Annotated in this window: 15 protein-coding genes; 7 read left to right on the top strand and 8 right to left on the bottom strand. The window is 68.5% G+C overall.

The window, feature by feature from the left end:
* Window positions 1–819, bottom strand: coding sequence for a purine-nucleoside phosphorylase (locus DB708_RS07255; protein ID WP_108921272.1), 819 nt, complete (start codon window positions 817–819; stop codon window positions 1–3).
* 90 nt (window positions 820–909) lie between these two features.
* Here DB708_RS07255 and DB708_RS07250 point away from each other — a divergent pair, with 90 nt between their 5' ends.
* Genes DB708_RS07250 through DB708_RS07240 form a run of 3 tightly spaced genes read left to right on the top strand, consistent with a single transcriptional unit; the run spans window position 910 to window position 3,916 of the window.
* Window positions 910–1,512, top strand: coding sequence for a cutinase family protein (locus DB708_RS07250; RefSeq protein ID WP_108921271.1), 603 nt, complete (start codon window positions 910–912; stop codon window positions 1,510–1,512).
* A 50-nt stretch (window positions 1,513–1,562) separates the two neighbouring features.
* Window positions 1,563–2,747 carry a M20 family metallopeptidase gene (locus DB708_RS07245; protein WP_108921270.1) on the top strand — a complete coding sequence of 395 codons (1,185 nt, stop codon included), beginning with the start codon at window positions 1,563–1,565 and terminating at the stop codon, window positions 2,745–2,747.
* A complete protein-coding gene (locus DB708_RS07240; protein WP_108921269.1) occupies window positions 2,744–3,916 on the top strand; it encodes an amidohydrolase in 1,173 nt (390 codons plus the stop codon). Before DB708_RS07245 ends, DB708_RS07240 begins: the two co-directional genes overlap by 4 nt.
* A 3-nt stretch (window positions 3,917–3,919) precedes the next feature.
* Here the strand turns inward: DB708_RS07240 and DB708_RS07235 are convergent, their stop codons facing one another.
* Both DB708_RS07235 and DB708_RS07230 read right to left on the bottom strand, forming a co-directional pair.
* Window positions 3,920–4,738: an alpha/beta hydrolase gene (locus tag DB708_RS07235; protein ID WP_108921339.1), complete on the bottom strand. Its 819-nt coding sequence runs from the start codon at window positions 4,736–4,738 to the stop codon at window positions 3,920–3,922.
* An 84-nt stretch (window positions 4,739–4,822) separates the two neighbouring features.
* On the bottom strand, window positions 4,823–5,302 hold the full coding sequence (locus DB708_RS07230) for a gamma-glutamylcyclotransferase (RefSeq protein ID WP_108921268.1): 480 nt from the start codon (window positions 5,300–5,302) through the stop codon (window positions 4,823–4,825).
* A gap of 86 nt (window positions 5,303–5,388) precedes the next feature.
* Here DB708_RS07230 and DB708_RS07225 point away from each other — a divergent pair, with 86 nt between their 5' ends.
* From DB708_RS07225 to DB708_RS07215, 3 genes are all read left to right on the top strand, one after another.
* The gene (locus tag DB708_RS07225) at window positions 5,389–6,804 is read left to right on the top strand and encodes an NAD(P)H-quinone dehydrogenase (RefSeq protein ID WP_108921267.1); all 1,416 of its coding nucleotides are present in this window, start codon (window positions 5,389–5,391) and stop codon (window positions 6,802–6,804) included.
* Between the two features lie 96 nt (window positions 6,805–6,900).
* A complete protein-coding gene (locus DB708_RS07220) occupies window positions 6,901–8,607 on the top strand; it encodes a glycerol-3-phosphate dehydrogenase/oxidase (RefSeq protein WP_108921266.1) in 1,707 nt (568 codons plus the stop codon).
* The gene (locus DB708_RS07215) at window positions 8,604–9,476 is read left to right on the top strand and encodes a pseudouridine synthase (RefSeq protein ID WP_108921265.1); all 873 of its coding nucleotides are present in this window, start codon (window positions 8,604–8,606) and stop codon (window positions 9,474–9,476) included. The genes DB708_RS07220 and DB708_RS07215 overlap by 4 nt, the downstream gene beginning before the upstream one ends.
* Window positions 9,477–9,530: 54 nt before the next feature.
* Here DB708_RS07215 and DB708_RS07210 read toward each other — a convergent pair whose 3' ends face one another.
* Both DB708_RS07210 and DB708_RS07205 read right to left on the bottom strand, forming a co-directional pair.
* A complete protein-coding gene (locus tag DB708_RS07210) occupies window positions 9,531–9,725 on the bottom strand; it encodes a hypothetical protein (protein ID WP_108921264.1) in 195 nt (64 codons plus the stop codon).
* Window positions 9,726–9,807: 82 nt separating this feature from the next.
* Window positions 9,808–10,173, bottom strand: a complete 366-nt coding sequence (locus tag DB708_RS07205; protein WP_235616666.1) for a DUF732 domain-containing protein — start codon at window positions 10,171–10,173, stop codon at window positions 9,808–9,810.
* Between the two features lie 142 nt (window positions 10,174–10,315).
* On the opposite strand from DB708_RS07205, the gene DB708_RS07200 reads away from it, so the two are divergent.
* Window positions 10,316–11,233 (top strand): CE1 family esterase, encoded by a 918-nt coding sequence (locus tag DB708_RS07200; RefSeq protein ID WP_108921263.1) that lies wholly within the window; start codon window positions 10,316–10,318, stop codon window positions 11,231–11,233.
* A 20-nt stretch (window positions 11,234–11,253) separates the two neighbouring features.
* Here DB708_RS07200 and nei2 read toward each other — a convergent pair whose 3' ends face one another.
* From nei2 to DB708_RS07185, 3 genes are read right to left on the bottom strand one after another with little or no spacing between them, the layout of a single operon-like run.
* Window positions 11,254–12,009 (bottom strand): endonuclease VIII Nei2, encoded by a 756-nt coding sequence (gene nei2 / locus DB708_RS07195; protein WP_108921262.1) that lies wholly within the window; start codon window positions 12,007–12,009, stop codon window positions 11,254–11,256.
* Window positions 12,010–12,012: 3 nt separating this feature from the next.
* Entirely contained in the window at window positions 12,013–16,593 is a 4,581-nt protein-coding gene (locus DB708_RS07190) for an ATP-dependent helicase (protein WP_108921261.1), read from the bottom strand.
* Between the two features lie 38 nt (window positions 16,594–16,631).
* Window positions 16,632–17,303: a TetR/AcrR family transcriptional regulator gene (locus DB708_RS07185; protein WP_108921260.1), complete on the bottom strand. Its 672-nt coding sequence runs from the start codon at window positions 17,301–17,303 to the stop codon at window positions 16,632–16,634.
* Between the last annotated feature and the right edge of the window lie 34 nt (window positions 17,304–17,337).

Here is a 17,337-nt window from a genome sequence, read left to right as displayed (position 1 = left end):
CTAAATCCGGGCGATCACGTCGGCCAAAAGCGCGCCGATCCGGGACGCCGACGCGGCCCCGGCGGCCACTACCTCGGCATGGCTCAGCGGAGCGCCGGTGATACCGGCCGCCAGGTTGGTCACCAGCGAAATGCCGAGCACCTCGGCGCCGGCCGCGCGGGCGGCGATCGTTTCGTGCACCGTCGACATGCCGACCAGGTCGGCGCCCAGCGTCCGCAGCATCCGGATTTCGGCCGGCGTTTCGTAGTGCGGCCCGGGCAGGCCCGCGTACACGCCTTCGGTCAGCTCGGGGTCGGCCTGGCGGGCGAGCTCGCGCAGCCGCGGCGCGTAGGCATCGGTCAGATCCACGAACTGCGCGCCCACCAATGGCGAACGCGCGGTCAGGTTCAGGTGGTCGCTGATCAGCACGGGCGCACCGACTCGCATGCCGGTACGCAGTCCGCCCGCCGCGTTGGTCAGCACGACGATGCCGGCCCCGGCCGCGCAGGCCGCCCGGACCGGGTGCACGACGTGGCTCAGGTCATGGCCCTCATAGGCGTGCACGCGCCCGGCCAGCACCAGTACCCGGTGGGAACCGATGCGCATCGACAACAGCTCACCGGGATGGCCGACCGCGCGGGGCGGTGCGAAACCGGGCAGGTCGGCCTGGGGCACCACGGCGTCGGCCGAGCCCAGCGCAGCTAACGCCGGCGACCATCCCGAGCCGAGAACGATCGCGATGTCGTGCTCGGCTACCCCGGTGCGCTCGCGGATGGAATTTGCCGCGCGCTGCGCGAGTTGAGAGTCCTCGGATGCAACGTCGACCACACGCGCGAGCATAGCTTCGCTATATATGTCAGGATTTGCCGCATGAGATTTGGTAGGGGGCCGGTTACCGGCCTGGTCATTGCAATCGCTGCCTCGGTGGCCATGGTCGCCGGTGGTCCGGCGCCGACGGCACGGGCCGACTGTCCCGACGTCCAACTCATTTTTGCCCGCGGTACCAACGAGCCGCCCGGGCTGGGCGCCGTGGGTGATGCGTTGTTCGCCGCCCTGCAGCCCGCCCTGGGCGGACGCAACTTCGATAACTACGCGGTGAACTATCCGGCCAGCTACAACTTTCTGCAGACCGGCGACGGCGCCAACGACGCCCGCGATCACATCGCGGCGATGGTCGACCAGTGCCCGGGCACCCACCTGATCCTCGGCGGCTTCTCGCAGGGCGCCGGCGCGGTCTCGATGCTCGCGGGAGTGCCGCCGCTGGGCAACACCATCGGCGAGTTCGGGTCGGCTCCCGCGCTGGACCCGGGCCTGGCCAGCAAGATCAGGGCGGTCGCCGTGTTCGGCAATCCCGGCAACCGGTTCAACACCCCGCTCTCGACCGCGGGGCAGTTCGCCGGCCGCGCCATCGACCTGTGCAGCCCCGGTGACCCGGTCTGCGTCGTCGGCGGTCGCGACCGCGAGGCCCACCACGACTATTCGGTACCGCCTTACCCGGGCCAGGCGGCGAGCTTCATCGCCGGACGGGTGTAGCCCCTGCCGGGGCGGTCGGCCGCGGCTTCGGTCGATGAGATACTGCGAGGATGCCCACAAACACCGCATTGGACAGCGTCGAGGACGCGGTGCGGCGTCGTGGCGTCGATCTAGTCGAGCTGTCGCACGCAATCCACGCCGAGCCTGAGCTGGCCTTCGCCGAGCATCGCAGCTGTGCCAAAACGCAGGCTCTGGTTGCCGAGCGTGGCTTCGAGCTAACCGGAGCCGCGGGCGGTCTGGACACCGCCTTTCGCGCCGACTTCGGCAGCGGACCGCTGGTCATCGGGGTCTGCGCCGAATACGACGCGCTGCCCGGAATCGGACATGCCTGCGGCCACAACATCATCGCGGCGTCGGCGGTCGGAACCGCGCTGGCGCTCGCCGAGGTGGCCGACGAGCTCGGTCTGACCGTGGCCCTGATCGGTACCCCCGCCGAGGAGGCCGGCGGCGGCAAGGCGCTGCTGCTGGAGGCCGGGATCTTCGACGACGTCGCGGCCGCCGTGATGCTGCATCCCGGGCCCACCGACATCGCCGCCGCTCGCTCGCTGGCCTTGTCCGAAGTGACCGTCGACTATCGCGGCAAGGAATCGCATGCCGCGGTCGCCCCGTATCTGGGTGTCAACGCCGCCGACGCCGTCACCGTCGCGCAGGTCGCCATCGGCTTACTGCGCCAGCAACTGGCGCCGGGGCAGCTGGTCCACGGGATCGTCACCAACGGCGGGCAGGCGGTCAACGTGATCCCCGGTAACGCGGCGCTGCAGTACGCGATGCGCGCGGTCGAGCTGGATTCGCTGCGAGAGCTGGAGGGCAGGATGTTTGCGTGTTTTGCCGCAGGCGCGTTGGCCACCGGCTGCGAATACGAAATCGCGACGCCGTCACCGGCATACGCGGAGCTGATGCCGGACGAATGGCTGGCTGAAGCTTGTCGGGCGGAGATGCGCCGACTCGGGCGTGAGCCGGTGGCGCCCGAACACGAGAAGGCGCTGCCGATGGGCAGCACCGATATGGGCAACGTCACGCACGTGCTGCCGGGCATCCACCCGGTGATCGGTGTCGACGCCGGTGGCGCCACCGTGCATCAGCGCGCCTTTGCCGCAGCCGCCGCCGGACCGAGTGCCGACCGCGCAGTGGTCGAGGGCGCGGTCATGCTGGCGCGCACGGTTGTCCAGCTCGCCCAGGACGGTGCCGAACGGGACCGGGTGCTGGCCGGGGTGCAACGTCGGGCCGGCAGATGAGCCTGATCGACACGGCTGAATCGTGGCTGGCCGCCCACTACGACGACATGGTCGAGTGGCGCCGGCACATCCACCGCTATCCGGAGTTGGGCCGTCAGGAATACGCCACCACACAGTTCGTCGCCGAGCGGCTGGCCGATGCGGGCCTGAACCCCAAGGTGCTGCCCGGCGGTACCGGGCTGACTTGCGATTTCGGCCCCGAGCACCAGCCCAGGATCGCGCTGCGGGCCGACATGGACGCGCTGCCGATGGCCGAGCGAACCGATGCGCCCTATGCCTCGACCATGCCGAACGTCGCGCACGCCTGCGGACATGACGCGCACACCGCGATCCTGCTGGGCGCCGCTCAGGTGTTGGCATCGGTGCCCGAACTGCCGGTCGGGGTGCGACTGATTTTTCAGGCCGCCGAAGAGCTGATGCCCGGCGGCGCGATCGACGCCATCGCCGCCGGGGCGCTGACCGGGGTGTCCCGGATCTTCGCGCTGCATTGCGACCCCCGGCTGGAGGTCGGCAAGGTCGCGGTCCGGCAGGGCCCGATCACGTCGGCGGCCGACCACATTCACATCACGCTGTATTCGCCGGGCGGGCACACGTCGCGGCCACACCTGACCAGCGACCTGGTCTACGGCCTCGGCACGCTGATCACCGGGGTGCCCGGAGTGCTGTCCCGGCGCCTGGACCCACGCAACGGCACCGTTCTGGTGTGGGGTGCGGTCAACGCCGGCGTGGCCGCCAACGCGATCCCGCAGAGCGGCCAGTTGTCGGGCACGGTGCGTACCGCCAGTCGGCACACCTGGCTCGAGCTCGAGGAGATCATTCGTCAGGCCACCGAAGCGCTGCTGTCGCCGCTGGGCATCGAACACACGATGCAATACCGGCGCGGCGTGCCCCCGGTGGTCAACGAGGAGGTCTCCACCCGCATCCTGACCCACGCGATCGAGGGCGTCGGCCCCGATGCGCTGGCTGACACCCGGCAGTCCGGTGGCGGCGAGGACTTCTCCTGGTACCTGGAGGAGGTTCCCGGCGCGATGGCACGGTTAGGGGTGTGGCCGGGCGAAGGCCCGCAGCTGGACCTGCACCAGCCGAATTTCGATCTCGACGAGCGCGCGCTGGGTGTCGGACTGCGGGTGATGGTCAACATCATCGAGCAGTCGGCTGTCTTCTCTTAAGACTCAGTTCGTGGCGCGTGCCACGTGCTCGGCGATGTGGGCATAGCTCCGGCGCGTCACGTCGGCGGCTTCGCTGATGATGTTGTAGCCGTGGTCGACACCGGCCACCTCGTAGTACTCCGCCAATGCCGCAGCGGCGTCGAGCTTTTCGGCGTATCCGCGGGCTTCGTCGCGAAGTCGATCGTGTTCGGCCGCTACGACCAGTGCGGGCGCGATGCCGGCGATTCGGTCGGCGTTATCGCCCCACGCAGGAGAGGCCAGGCGGTCGCGACGCTGTGCCGGGTCGGGTATGTAGGCGGTGTCGAAGACCTCGCTCATCCACGGCTTCATGACCGCTCGCGAGCCTGCCGTGGACGATTTGTCGCGGGCGGGCGTGACGAGGTCCAGGGGCGGGTAGTGCAGCATCTGCAGCGCGATGCGGGGGCCGCGATTCTCCAACGAGAGCCGGGCCGCCGCGGCGCTGAGATAGCCGCCCGCGCTTTGGCCACCGACGCACAGCCGCCGGCCGTCCCAATCGCGGTCAGGGTCGGCCGCCCAGCACACGATGTCGTAGATCTGATGTGCTGCCGCGGGAAAGCGGTGACGCGGCGCCAGCACATAGTCGGGGTTGATCACCACCACGTTCGCGTGCGCGGCCAGGTAACGGCACCACGGATCGTCTTGCTCTGGGTGTCCGACCACGAATCCGCCGCCGTGCACATTGACGTAGACGGCCGGGCGCGGCGTGTCGGCCGCCGGGCGGTAGACGGTTGCGGATACCGCGCCGTGCCGGGTGGGGATGCTGGCTCTCGAGGTTCGTCCCTGCACTTCGGGGAAGCGCACGGCAGCGCTGGGAGCCGGGTTGACCACGACGTCGAACAAACGCGCCACCATGTCGGCGACCACCGGGTGGGACAGAATCGACACTTAGGCTGTCGTCCCGGGTCCGATGTTGCTGGCCGGCCGTGTCCGCAGGTCGTGCACGTATTCTCCTGGCGCGCCGGCGATTTCGGCGGCATCGGCCATGACGCCCAGGTAGCGCGCCGACGGCAGCCCGCCCTCCCAGGCGTCGAGCACGTAGAGCCACGCCAGCGCCGGGTCGGTGGTGGTGTCCGAGGACAGGCGCTCCACCCGGCATCTGATCTTTTTATGGATGCCGAACTCGGAGCCCTCCCACCGATCCAGGCTCATCTCGTCGGCCGATGTCATGTCGTAGAGCACGACGAACACCTTGGAATCGGGATCCTCGACGACGGTGGCCAGCGCGCCTTCCCAGCTGATGTCTTCGCCGCCGAAGGTCAGCCGCCACCCGTGCAACCAGCCCGTTCCGGCCATCGGCGAGTGGGGTGCACGCTGCTGCATCTGCTCGGGATGCATGTTCGACCCGTAGGCGGCGTAGAGCGGCACGGGTGAAAGCTTAAACGGCCGACGCGCACTCGGTATTCATCCGACCGTCTGGCGGGTTCTTGGACAGGTTTGGATAGGTTAGGGCTGTGGTGACCCGCATCGTGATCCTCGGTGGAGGCCCGGCCGGTTACGAAGCCGCGCTGGTGGCCGCCACGTCGCACCCCAATTCCACCGACGTCACCGTCATCGACTCCGAAGGCATCGGCGGGGCGGCTGTGCTGAACGATTGCGTGCCGTCCAAAACGTTCATCGCCTCGACCTGGCTGCGCACCGAACTGCGCCGCGCACCGCGGCTGGGCTTCGACATCGACATCGACGACGCCAAAATCTCGCTGCCGCAGATCCACAAACGGGTCAAGGCGCTGGCTGCCGAGCAGTCGGCCGATATCACCGCTCAGCTGCTGGCTGAGGGCGTGCGGGTGGTCGCGGGCCGGGGCGAGTTGGTCGACTCCACACCCGGCCTGGCCCGGCACCGCATCAGGGCGACCGCCGCGGACGGGACGGTCACCGAGCACGACGCCGACGTGGTGCTGGTCGCCACCGGCGCGAGCCCGCGGGTGCTGCCGTCGGCCCAGCCCGACGGCGAGCGGATCCTGACCTGGCGGCAGCTCTACGACCTGCAGGCCCTGCCCGAGCACCTGATCGTGGTGGGTTCCGGCGTCACCGGCGCCGAATTCGTCCACGCCTACACCGAGCTCGGTGTGCCGGTGACGGTGGTCGCCAGCCGTGACCGGGTGCTGCCCTACGAGGACGCCGACGCGGCGCTGGTGCTGGAAGAGGCTTTCGCCGAACGCGGCGTCCAGCTGGTCAAGAACGCCCGCGCGCAATCGGTCACCCGCACCCAGGACGGTGTCCTGGTCACACTGGCCGACGGCCGCACCGTCGAGGGCAGCCACGCGCTGATGACCATCGGATCGGTGCCCAACACCGGCGGCCTCGGCCTGGAACGCGTCGGCATCGAGCTGGGGCGCGGCGGCTACCTGACCGTCGACCGGGTGTCGCGGACATCGGTGGCCGGCATCTACGCCGCCGGCGACTGCACCGGCTTGCTGCTTTTGGCGTCCGTCGCCGCCATGCAAGGCCGGATCGCGATGTATCACGCGCTGGGCGAGGGTGTCAGCCCGATCCGGCTACGCACGGTGGCGGCGACGGTGTTCACCCGGCCCGAGATCGCCGCCGTCGGCGTGCCGCAAACGATGATCGACGACGGCTCGGTGCCGGCCCGGACCATCATGTTGCCGTTGCGGACCAACGCGCGCGCCAAGATGTCCGGACTGCAGCAGGGCTTCGTCAAGGTCTTCTGCCGCAAATCCACCGGCGTGGTCATCGGTGGCGTGGTGGTGGCGCCGATCGCGTCGGAGCTGATATTGCCGATCGCCGTGGCCGTGCAAAACCGCATCACCGTCAACGAGCTGGCCCAGACGCTGGCCGTCTACCCGTCGTTGTCGGGTTCGATCACCGAGGCTGCCCGCCGGCTGATGGCACACGACGATCTGGACTGACCGCAACCCGGAACCGACCGACGAACTAGCCTTGGTGAAGCACCTCTACTGACGAGTAACCGACAGGAGTCCGTTCCCGTGAGTGACCCGTTGTCCATGTTGGGCCCGCAGCAACGCGCGGCGGCCTGGCAGCAACTCGGAGCCGAACAGTTCGACGTCGTCGTCATCGGCGGCGGCGTGGTGGGCTCCGGGTGCGCGCTTGACGCCGCCACCCGCGGGCTCAAGGTCGCGCTGATCGAGGCGCGTGACTTCGCCTCGGGGACGTCTAGCCGCTCGTCGAAGATGTTCCACGGCGGGCTGCGCTACCTCGAGCAGCTCGAGTTCGGTTTGGTGCGTGAAGCGCTCTATGAGCGCGAGCTGTCGCTGACCACGCTGGCGCCGCATCTGGTCAAGCCGCTGCCGTTCCTGTTCCCGCTGACGCATCGGTGGTGGGAGCGTCCCTACATGGCGGCGGGCATCTTCCTCTACGACAGCCTTGGCGGCGCGAAATCGGTTCCCGCGCAGAAACATTTGACTCGCGCCGGTGCGCTGCGGCTGAGCCCGGGCCTCAAGCGCAGCTCGCTGATCGGTGGGATCCGCTACTATGACACCGTCGTGGACGACGCCAGGCACACGATGACGGTCGCGCGCACCGCCGCGCACTACGGCGCGGTCGTGCGGTGCTCCACCCAGGCGGTCGCGCTGCTGCGCGAAGGCGACCGGGTGATCGGGGTGCGCGTCCGTGACTCCGAGGACGGCTCGGTCACCGAGGTTCGCGGTCATGTCGTGGTCAACGCGACCGGGGTGTGGACCGACGAGATCCAGGCGCTGTCCAAGCAGCGCGGGCGATTTCAGGTGCGCGCGTCCAAGGGCGTACACGTGGTGGTGCCGCGCGACCGGATCGTCAGCGACGCCGCCATCATCCTGCGGACCGAGCAGTCGGTGATGTTCATCATTCCGTGGGGCAGCCACTGGATCATCGGAACCACCGACACGGACTGGAATCTGGACCTGGCCCACCCGGCCGCCACCAAGGCCGACATCGACTACATCCTGTCCACCGTCAACACCGTGCTGGCCACTCCGTTGACGCATGCCGACATCGATGGGGTGTACGCGGGGTTGCGTCCGCTGCTGGCCGGGGAGAGTGAGGAGACTTCCAAGCTCTCTCGCGAGCACGCCGTCGCAGTGCCCGCACCCGGCCTGGTCGCTATCGCCGGCGGCAAATACACCACCTATCGGGTGATGGCCGCCGACGCGATCGACACCGCGGTGCAGTTCGTGCCGGCCCGGGTCGCGCCGTCGATCACCGAGAAGGTGAGCCTGCTCGGCGCCGACGGCTACTTCGCCCTGATCAATCAGATTGAACATGTCGGCGAACTCGTGGGCCTGCATCCGTACCGGGTGCGTCACCTGCTGGATCGGTATGGCTCGCAGATGGACGAGGTGCTGGCGCTGGCTGCCGATCATCCCGAGCTGCTCAGCCCGATCAAGGAGGCGCCGGGCTACTTGTTGGTGGAAGCCCTCTACGCCGCGACCGCCGAGGGTGCCCTGCACCTCGAGGACATCCTGGCCCGCCGGATGCGGATCTCCATCGAATACCCGCACCGAGGCGTGGACTGTGCCCGCGAGGTCGCCGAGCTGGTCGCTTCCGTGCTCGGGTGGAGCGCCGCGGACGTCAACCGTGAGGTCGCCAACTACAACGCACGGGTGGAGGCCGAGATCCTGTCGCAGGCCCAGCCCGACGACGTGTCGGCCGACGAGTTGCGGGCCAGCGCGCCCGAAGCGCGCGCCGAGATCCTCGAGCCGGTCCCGCTCAATTGAGACCCGCCCCGCTGCCGGTGCGCGACGGATTGGGACCCGCGCGGGTCCGGCTGCATGGCGGGGCAGTGCTGGCCGAGCTGACTGCACGGTTTGGCGAACAGGCCCGCGCCAAGGTGCTGGCCGGGGAGGTCGTCGACTCCGACGGTGCGGTGATCGACGCGGCGACCGTGCTGCCCGCCGGCGCCAGCGTCTACCTCTACCGCGACCTGCCGAATGAAGTTCCGGTGCCGTTCGATATCCCGGTGCTGTACCGCGACGACGACATCGTGGTGGTCGACAAGCCGCACTTTCTGGCGACCATGCCCAGGGGCAGCCACGTCGCGCAGACCGCGCTGGTGCGGCTGCGCAACGAGCTGGGGTTGCCCGAGCTGAGCCCGGCCCACCGGCTGGACCGGCTGACCGCGGGGGTGTTGCTGTTCACCGCCCGGCGCGAGCTCCGCGGCGCATATCAGATGCTGTTTGCCCGTGGTTTGGTACACAAGACCTACCTGGCCCATGCGGCGGTCGACCCGGCGTGCCAGTTGCCGCGCGTGGTTACAAGCCGAATCATCAAGCGCCGCGGCCACTTACAGGCTGGTTGCGAGCCCGGAGAGCCCAATGCGGAGACGCTGGTGGAATTGTTGTCGCCGCACGGCTACTACCGGCTCACCCCGCGCACCGGGCGCACCCACCAATTGCGGGTGCAGATGGCATCACTGGGGCTGCCGATCATCGGAGATCCGTTATACCCCAACATTATTGATGTGCCAGCCGGTGACTTCAGCACTCCGCTGCGATTGCTTGCCCAGCGCCTCGAGTTCGACGACCCGCTCACCGGGTCGCGTCGCGAGTTCGTCAGCCGCCGAGAAATTGAGGGAGTCTGGTTATAGCGAAGAGCCTGCCCTGGTCATCGTCGCCGGCTATCAAGGTCTCGATGCTGATCGTCAGGGCAGCTGGCGGGTTTCCGCGTCGAATATGCCCTGATTTATCCGATCCGCTACCACCGGGCTGGCGAACGGGGGCGGTGCCCCGCAGGCACAGGAAAATTGGTTGAACACCACGTCGGCGCTCGCCGGTGCCGCAAGCCCAACAGTGGCCCCGAGAATGACTGCACCGCCGATAATTATCTTCGCGATCATTTGTACGCCTCCATTTGTTCACCTGATGTTAAACATTACACTCAGGCGGAGGTTAAGGATTGACGGCTCGCCGTCCGACTGTTTAGATCTGCGGCGGCGCAGGTGGCGGCATGTATTGCGGGCAGTAGGCGCGGATGGCCGCGCCGACGAAATAGCCGGCATCGTAGTCGGGCAGGCTGCTGCTGTTCATCACGTCGGTAACCACCTCGTTGGGCGTCATGCCTTGTGAGAGGTACTCGCAGACCTTGCGGGCCGCGCCGATCGCTGCCGGGACCGATTCGTGGGTGATGCCGTCGGATACCAGGAGTTGGATGAATTTGTCGTCGTTCGCGTCGGCGCGGGCGGCAGGGGCTAAGCCTGCGCCGAGCACACCAAGCGACACGGCCATCGCAACTACGATTCGGGTGCCCGACGACACGTACCGGGGGCCGGGCTTGCCAATTTTCACGCCCCTAATCATTGCTCATATAGCGATCGTTGCCAACGCGATGGAATCTGACCAACAGTTGAACATGTGCGTTTTCAACGCGAGTGAGGGTATGAACAGCCCGACCTGGTCGACCCGGGCGCGTGGTCGGTAATTTGACGGCATGCCGTACGGACGGTGGTTATCGCTGGCACTGCTGGCGATCTGTCTTGCCGGCTGCGGTGTGCAACATGTTTCCGCGGCCACCGCGCGCGATCGGTCCGGGACGTTCCGTTCTGGCGGGATGAACCGGACCTACATATTGCATCTGCCGCCCGGCGATCCCTCGGGCCTGGTACTCAGCCTGCACGGAGGCGGCGGCACCGGAAAAGGGCAGCGAGGTCTGACCGACTTCGATGCCGTCGCCGACGCCAACAACCTGCTGGTGGTCTATCCCGACGGCTACGACAAGAGCTGGGCCGACGGAAGGGGGGCGTCGCCCGCCGATCGGCGTCACATCAATGACGTTGAGTTCCTGGTCGGGCTCGCTGAAAAGCTGCGCAACGACTACAACATCGCCCCCGGGCATGTCTTCGCCACCGGCATGTCCAACGGCGGCTTCATGTCCAACCGGCTGGCTTGCGATCGCGCTGACGTTTTTTCCGCGATCGCGCCGGTGGCGGGAACGCTGGGCACGGGTGTGGCATGTAACCCGTCGCAGCCGGTCTCGGTGTGGGAGGCGCACGGAACGTCGGATCCCCTGGTGCATTTCAACGGCGGGGATGTGCGCGGTCGCGGCGGGCTGAGTCACTCCATCTCGGTCAAGACCATGGTGGACAAGTGGCGCGCTGCCGACGGCTGCCAGGGGGACCCGGTGGCACAGGTGCTGCCCAACGTCGGGGACGGCACCGTCGTGCACCGCTTCGACTCGACGCAGTGTGCGGCGGCGACCGAGGTGGTCTTCTATCAGATCGACAACGGCGGGCACACCTGGCCGGGCGGTAAGCAGTACCTGCCCAAGGCGGTTATCGGTCCGACCACGCGCGCGCTGGACGGATCGGAAGCGATTGCCCAGTTTTTCGTGGCGCACGCCCGCGACTAGCCGACGTCGATTCGCGAGATTCAGCGCTGACAGGACGGGCACCAGTAGGCCACCCGCGGGGCGCTGTCGTCGACGATGATCGAAGTGCCGCAGCGACGGCAGCTTTGCCCGGCGCGGCCGTAGACCCACAGCTGCTTGCCCGCCCGGGTATTACCGGTGGTGCAGCGGTTCCAACGGAAGCGGTTGGCCCACAGCATTTCCCGGGCTCGTGAGACCAAACGTCGCGGATCGGCGATCGCGCTGACCGGCGCGCCGGGCAGATGTCCGCCGACAAAACACAGCTCGTTGCAGTAGACGTTGCCCACCCCGGCCATCACCCGCTGGTCTAGCAGTGCCTCGGCAATCGGCCGCCCCGGGCATGCAACGAGGTTGCTGGCGGCGACCTGGGGATCCCAATCCGGGCCCAGCAGGTCGGGCCCCAAATGCGCGACCACTTCCTGGTCGTGGTCGCGGTCGAGGATCTCGAGCACCCCGAGGTCGACACCGACGGCACGAATATCGTTGGCTTCCAGCACGATACGGGCCCGGTGATCCACCCGGACCGGTCGATTTCCGACTCGCCAGCTGCCGTCCATCTTCAAATGCGAGTGAATGCTGGCCCGCCCCACCCGGATGAACAGGTGCTTGCCCCGGCTGAGCACTTCATCCACCACGTTGCCGGCGAGGTCGACGGTGGCGAATTGCGGCACCCGGACGTCGCAGCGGATCAGCGTCTGCCCGACCAGATGCTCACGCAGCAGGGCGGCGGTATGCCAGACCGTGTCACCCTCGGGCATGGCTCACCGCAGCCGCATTCCGCGTGGGGTGCGGGCGAACCCGGCTGCTGAGAGTGCCTCGGCGACCGGACTCGGCCCGCCGCTCAGCGGCTGCAGAGCGGGCACCCCGTTGATGCGTTCGACCAGGATCGATTCGACGCGACGCGCGGAGACCAGTTCGGCCAGGCCCTGAGCGGCGGCGTGGTTGGAGCCGGGATCGTCGGTGAACGTCAGCAATGACCGTCCGCCGCGTTCGAGGAACCAGGCCAGGTCGCCGTCGACCAGTACGACGAGCGCGCCAGCCTTGCGACCGGGGCGTGCCCCCTCCGACGTGGGCCAGGGCAACGCGGCGCCGTACGGGTTCGCCGGGTCGGCGGCGGCCAGCACGACCGCTCGATATTCGGGTCGCTTCCGGTCCACACCGTCGAGGTAACTGCGCAGCCGGTCGACGGTCGAGGCGACGGCGAATTGCGCGCCGCCCAGCGACTCGACGAAGTACCCGCGCTGACATCTACCGGCCTCTTCGAATGTGCTCAGAACCTTGTACAGGGTGGCGAATCCCCCCGGCACATTTTCCGACGCGACCGCGCCTCTGGTCAGCACGCCATGGCGGTTCAGCAGCAACTCGGCTTGGTAATGGGCGCGCAGTGTGGAATCGGGCTCGGGGGTCGGCAGCGCCGACCAGCGGCCGGCCACGGTGGGGTCGGTGGTCCGAGCGTGCGGATGCGCGACGCTGTAGCGGCTCAGCCGCGGTGGCCGGCGGGTGCGGTGCGCGGGCGTCGAGCGGTTGCGGGCTCCGGTGCCCGTCAGCAGTGCGCGCACCGGGGCGAACGTGTCGCCGGTGATCCAGCCCGCCCAGATCAGCTCCCACAGTGCATCTTTGAGCGCAGTTTCGCCGATCCCGTCCTGGGCCAGTTGGCGGAAGAAGTAGGCGCCACTGCCGGCCAGCGTTGCCAGGATCGCGCGGTGGGTGTCGGTGAAGTCGATTTCGTCAGGCGTGGTCAAGGTCAACGGAGCGGAATCGCTGGCGTGCAACGCGATCCACCCGTCACTGCCCGAGATCGACCCGGCGCCCGACCAGGTGACCTCCCCGGCCGCCAGCAGCTCATCGAGCATCGCCGGTGAATAGTCGGCCAGCCGCGGCGTCAACACCAGCGGTTCTAGCGCCGATGCGGGTATCCGGACACCGGCCAGCTGATCGATCACGGACATCAGCCCGTCGGTGCCGCTTGCGGTGCCCAGGTGATGCCAGGCGGGCAGGAACCGCCCGTAGGCGGCGGTGCTGACCGGCTCGACCTGGGCACGCAGCGCGGCCAGCGACCGGCGCCGCAGAATCCGCAGCACCTCGGCGTCACACCACTGCTCGCCGCCGATGCCGCCGGACCCGCCGCGGGTGACTTCGGGCGTGACAAAGTCGCCGCGCACCAGCCGGCCTCCCGAAGACCCCGAGCCGGCCAGCCGGTTCAGCACGTCGGCCGTGACCCGCAGCCCCAGGCCGAACCGGGCTGCGGCATCGGCCGTGGTGAACGGGGTCTGGGTGCGCGCGTAGCGGCCCAGCAGCTCGCCCAGCGGGTCGGCCACCTGCTCGGTGAACGAGGTCGGGACGCCCAGCGGGACGGCGGCGCCGACGCCGTCGCGCAGCCGGCCGATGTCCTCGATGGCTACCCACCAGCTGCGGTCCGCGAACGACACCGTCAGCGCGCGCCGGGCGGCGCGCAGGCCTTCCAGCCAGCCGCCGATATCGATGCCGTCGGCGGCCGTAGTCCGCGCGGCGACCTCATCTTCGGTCAGCGGCCCCAGCAGTCGCAGCAGATCCGCGACCGCCTCGGCATCGCGGGCGGCCCGATCGGCGGTCAGATGCTGCAACTGGCGACCGGTCGCGGCAACAACCTCGGGATCGAGCAATTCGCGCAGTTCTACCCGACCGAGCAGCTCGGCGAGCAGCGTGCTGTCCAGCGACAAGGCCGCGGCGCGGCGCTCGGCCAGCGGGGAATCGCCCTCGTACATAAACGCGCCGACGTAGCCGAACAACAGCGACGCCGCGAACGGTGAGGGCTTGGCGGTTTCGGCCTCGAGCACCCGCACCCGCCGCGCTGCGATGCCGGTCATCAAATCGACCAGCGCCGGGACGTCGTAGACGTCCTGCAGGCATTCCCGGACGGTCTCCAGCACGATCGGGAAGTCGGGGTATTTACGGGCCACATCCAGCAATTGGGCCGCCCGCTGGCGCTGATGCCACAGCGGCGAGCGGCGGCCGGGGTGCCGGCGGGGTAGCAGCAGCGCACGCGCCGCGCATTCGCGGAACCGGGATGCGAACAGCGCCGAGCCGCCCACTTCGGCGGTGACGATCGGGTCGATCTCGTCGGCGTCGAAGACGAAAAGCTCTGCACCTGCCGGGGTTTCCGCCAAAGTGTCGGGCAAATGCACGACGATGCCGTCGTCGGAGGCGGTCGGCTTCTCGTCGATGCCGTAGCGTTCGGCCAGCCGCCGGCCCACCGCGAGCGCGAGCGGTCCATGCACCCGTAGCCCGTACGGCGAATGCAGGATCACCCGCCAGTCGCCCAGCTCGTCGCGGAATCGCTCGACCAACAGGGTGGTATCGGTGGGCACCGTCGAAGTAGCGGTCCGTTGGTCGTCGAGCAGCACCCACAGGTTGTCGGTTGCATATTCGTTGAAACCCAATGCGGTGCAACGTGTTCCGAATGCATCGCGGTCCAGTCCGGCCAGCTCGCCGGTGAACGCGCCGAGCGCGGCGCCCAGCTCGGCGGGCCGGCCCACGCCGTCGCCGTGCCAGAACGGCAACCGGGCCGGCAGCCCCGGCGCGGGAATCACCAGCACCCGGTCATGGGTGATCTCGGTGATCCGCCAGCTGGTGGCCCCCAGTGAGATGACGTCACCGGGGCGCGACTCGTAGACCATTTCCTCGTCAAGTTCGCCTACCCGCGAAGGTTTTTCGGATTCGCTGGCCAGGTAGACGGTGAACATCCCGCGGTCGGGGATCGCGCCGCCGGAGGTGACGGCCAGCCGTTGCGCGCCGGGCCGGGCGGTCAGCGTGCCGGCGTCGCGGTCGTAGACCAGCCGCGGTCGCAGCTCGGCGAATTCGGTGGACGGATATTTGCCGCTCAAAAGGTCCAGGGTGGCCTCGAACACGCTGCGCGGCAGGGTCGCGAACGGCGCGGCCCGCCGCACTGTCTCGAACCAACGGTCGGCATCCAGCGGCTCCAGCGCGGCCGCCGCAATGGTTTGCTGGGCGAGGATGTCGAGCGGGTTGGCGGGCATCCGCATCGTCTCGATCTGCCCGGCCAGCATCCGTTGCACGCTGACCGCGCAGCTGATCAGGTCGGTGCGGTGTTTGGGGAACAGCACACCTCGGGAGACCTCACCTACCTGGTGGCCGGCCCGGCCGATGCGCTGCAGGCCGCTGGCCACCGACGGCGGCGCCTCCACCTGGATCACCAGGTCGACCGCGCCCATATCGATGCCCAGCTCCAGGCTCGAGGTGGCCACCACCGCCTTGAGCAGTCCGCGCTTGAGGTCCTCTTCGACCAGAGCGCGTTGCTCCTTGCTGACCGAACCGTGGTGTGCGCGGGCCAGCACGGTATCCGCGCCGTAGGTCTGGCCGCTGCCCATGATGTGCGCCGGCGCCCCGCCGGGCACCTTGCGATTGGCCTCGGTCGAGAGGTCGACACCGTTACGCTCGGCGTGAATCTCGTTGAGCCGTGCGGTAAGTCGCTCGGCCAACCGTCGTGAGTTGGCGAACACGATGGTCGAGCTGTGGGCTTCGATCAGGTCGACCAGGCGGGCCTCGATATCGGGCCAGATGGAGGGCGTACCACCCGCTTGCGGGGGAGTGTCGGTCAGGTTGGCCATGTCGGGCACGGGCACCTGCACGGTGAGCTGGAAGGACTTGGCCGACGGTGGAGCCACGATCGTGGTCGGGGCGTTGCCGGACAAAAATCGCGCCAGCTCCTCGGGTGGACGCACCGTCGCCGACAGTCCGATGCGCTGGGCGGGCCGGCCTTCCCGGAGGTCGTCGAGGCGCTCCAGCGATACCGCCAGGTGCGCACCGCGTTTGCCGGCGGCGATGGCGTGTACCTCGTCGACGATCACCGTCGCGACGCCGGCCAGGGTCTCGCGCGCGGCCGAGGTCAGCATCAAGAACAGCGACTCGGGGGTGGTGATCAGCACATCGGGCGGGGAGGCGATGAGCTGGCGGCGGCGCGCCGGCGGGGTGTCACCCGAGCGGACGCCGACGCTGATGTCGGGGGCGGGCAGACCGTGCCGGTCGGCGATTCTGGTCAGACCGGCCAACGGAGTGCGCAGGTTGCGTTCCACGTCGACCGCCAGCGCCTTGAGCGGTGACACGTACAGCACGCGCGTGCCGCGCGGCCGTTCGGCCGCGTCGGTGGGGCGGGCCAGGGAGTCCAGGGCCCACAGGAACGCGGCCAGCGTCTTGCCGGATCCGGTCGGTGCGATGACGAGCGTGTTGTTGCCATCGGCGATGGCGTCCCAAGCCGCCGACTGTGCGGCGGTCGGGGCGGGGAAGGTGCTGCCGAACCACTCGCGCGTGATCGCGCTAAACCGCTCGAGTGCTTCGGTGCTCACCTAGCCATGGTGCCAACAGACACCGACAAAAGCGTCCGCTACTGCGGTTGAAGACGAGAGGTGGCCATCGCGTGGGCCAGTTCCTCGGGGATCTCGGGCACCCGGGTAATCGAGTCCAGCAGCGTGTGCGCGCACGAGTCGGCAAGGCGTTCGGCGCTGGTCGTGGGGTCCATGATGCGCTGCCGGCACAGCTCGAAGGTGAACGCGATCCAGCCGTTGAGGATGACCCGCAGGTCCCGTTCGATATCGGGTTCCAGCTTCGCGCCGGGAACCGCGGCCACCACCTCGGTGATGCGGTCCATGATGTGTTCGAGCTGGCGGTTCTTGGCGTCGTCCTCGACGCCCAGCAGAACCGGGTCGGATCGGCCCAGGCCGACGTAGGCCGCCCAGGCCGCCTCTGGGTTCTGCTCGTGGTAGGCCATGTAGGCCAGCACACCCATCCGGGCTTCTTCGAACATCGTCAGGCCGACCATGGGCTCTCTGTTGGTGGTCTCGTAGAGCCGGTCTGCCTCGCCCTTGACGACCGCGGCGAAAAACGCTCGCTTGTCGGGAAAGTAGTGGTACATCAGGGCGCGCGACACCCCGGCCCGCTCGGCGATCTCGTCGATGCGGACTTCGTCGTAGGGCCGTTTCCCGAAGACTTCCGCACCTAAAGCGAGCAGTTCGGCGCGCCGATCCTCGGGGGACAGCCGCCTCCTAGCCGTTGGCATGTGTCAGATAGTACTCACGAAGGGCACTACATAA

This window comes from Mycobacterium montefiorense, assembly GCF_003112775.1.
Lineage (GTDB): Bacteria > Actinomycetota > Actinomycetes > Mycobacteriales > Mycobacteriaceae > Mycobacterium > Mycobacterium montefiorense.
Note: the sequence above shows the minus strand (reverse complement) of the source record. Positions and strands in the feature narration are given on the sequence as shown.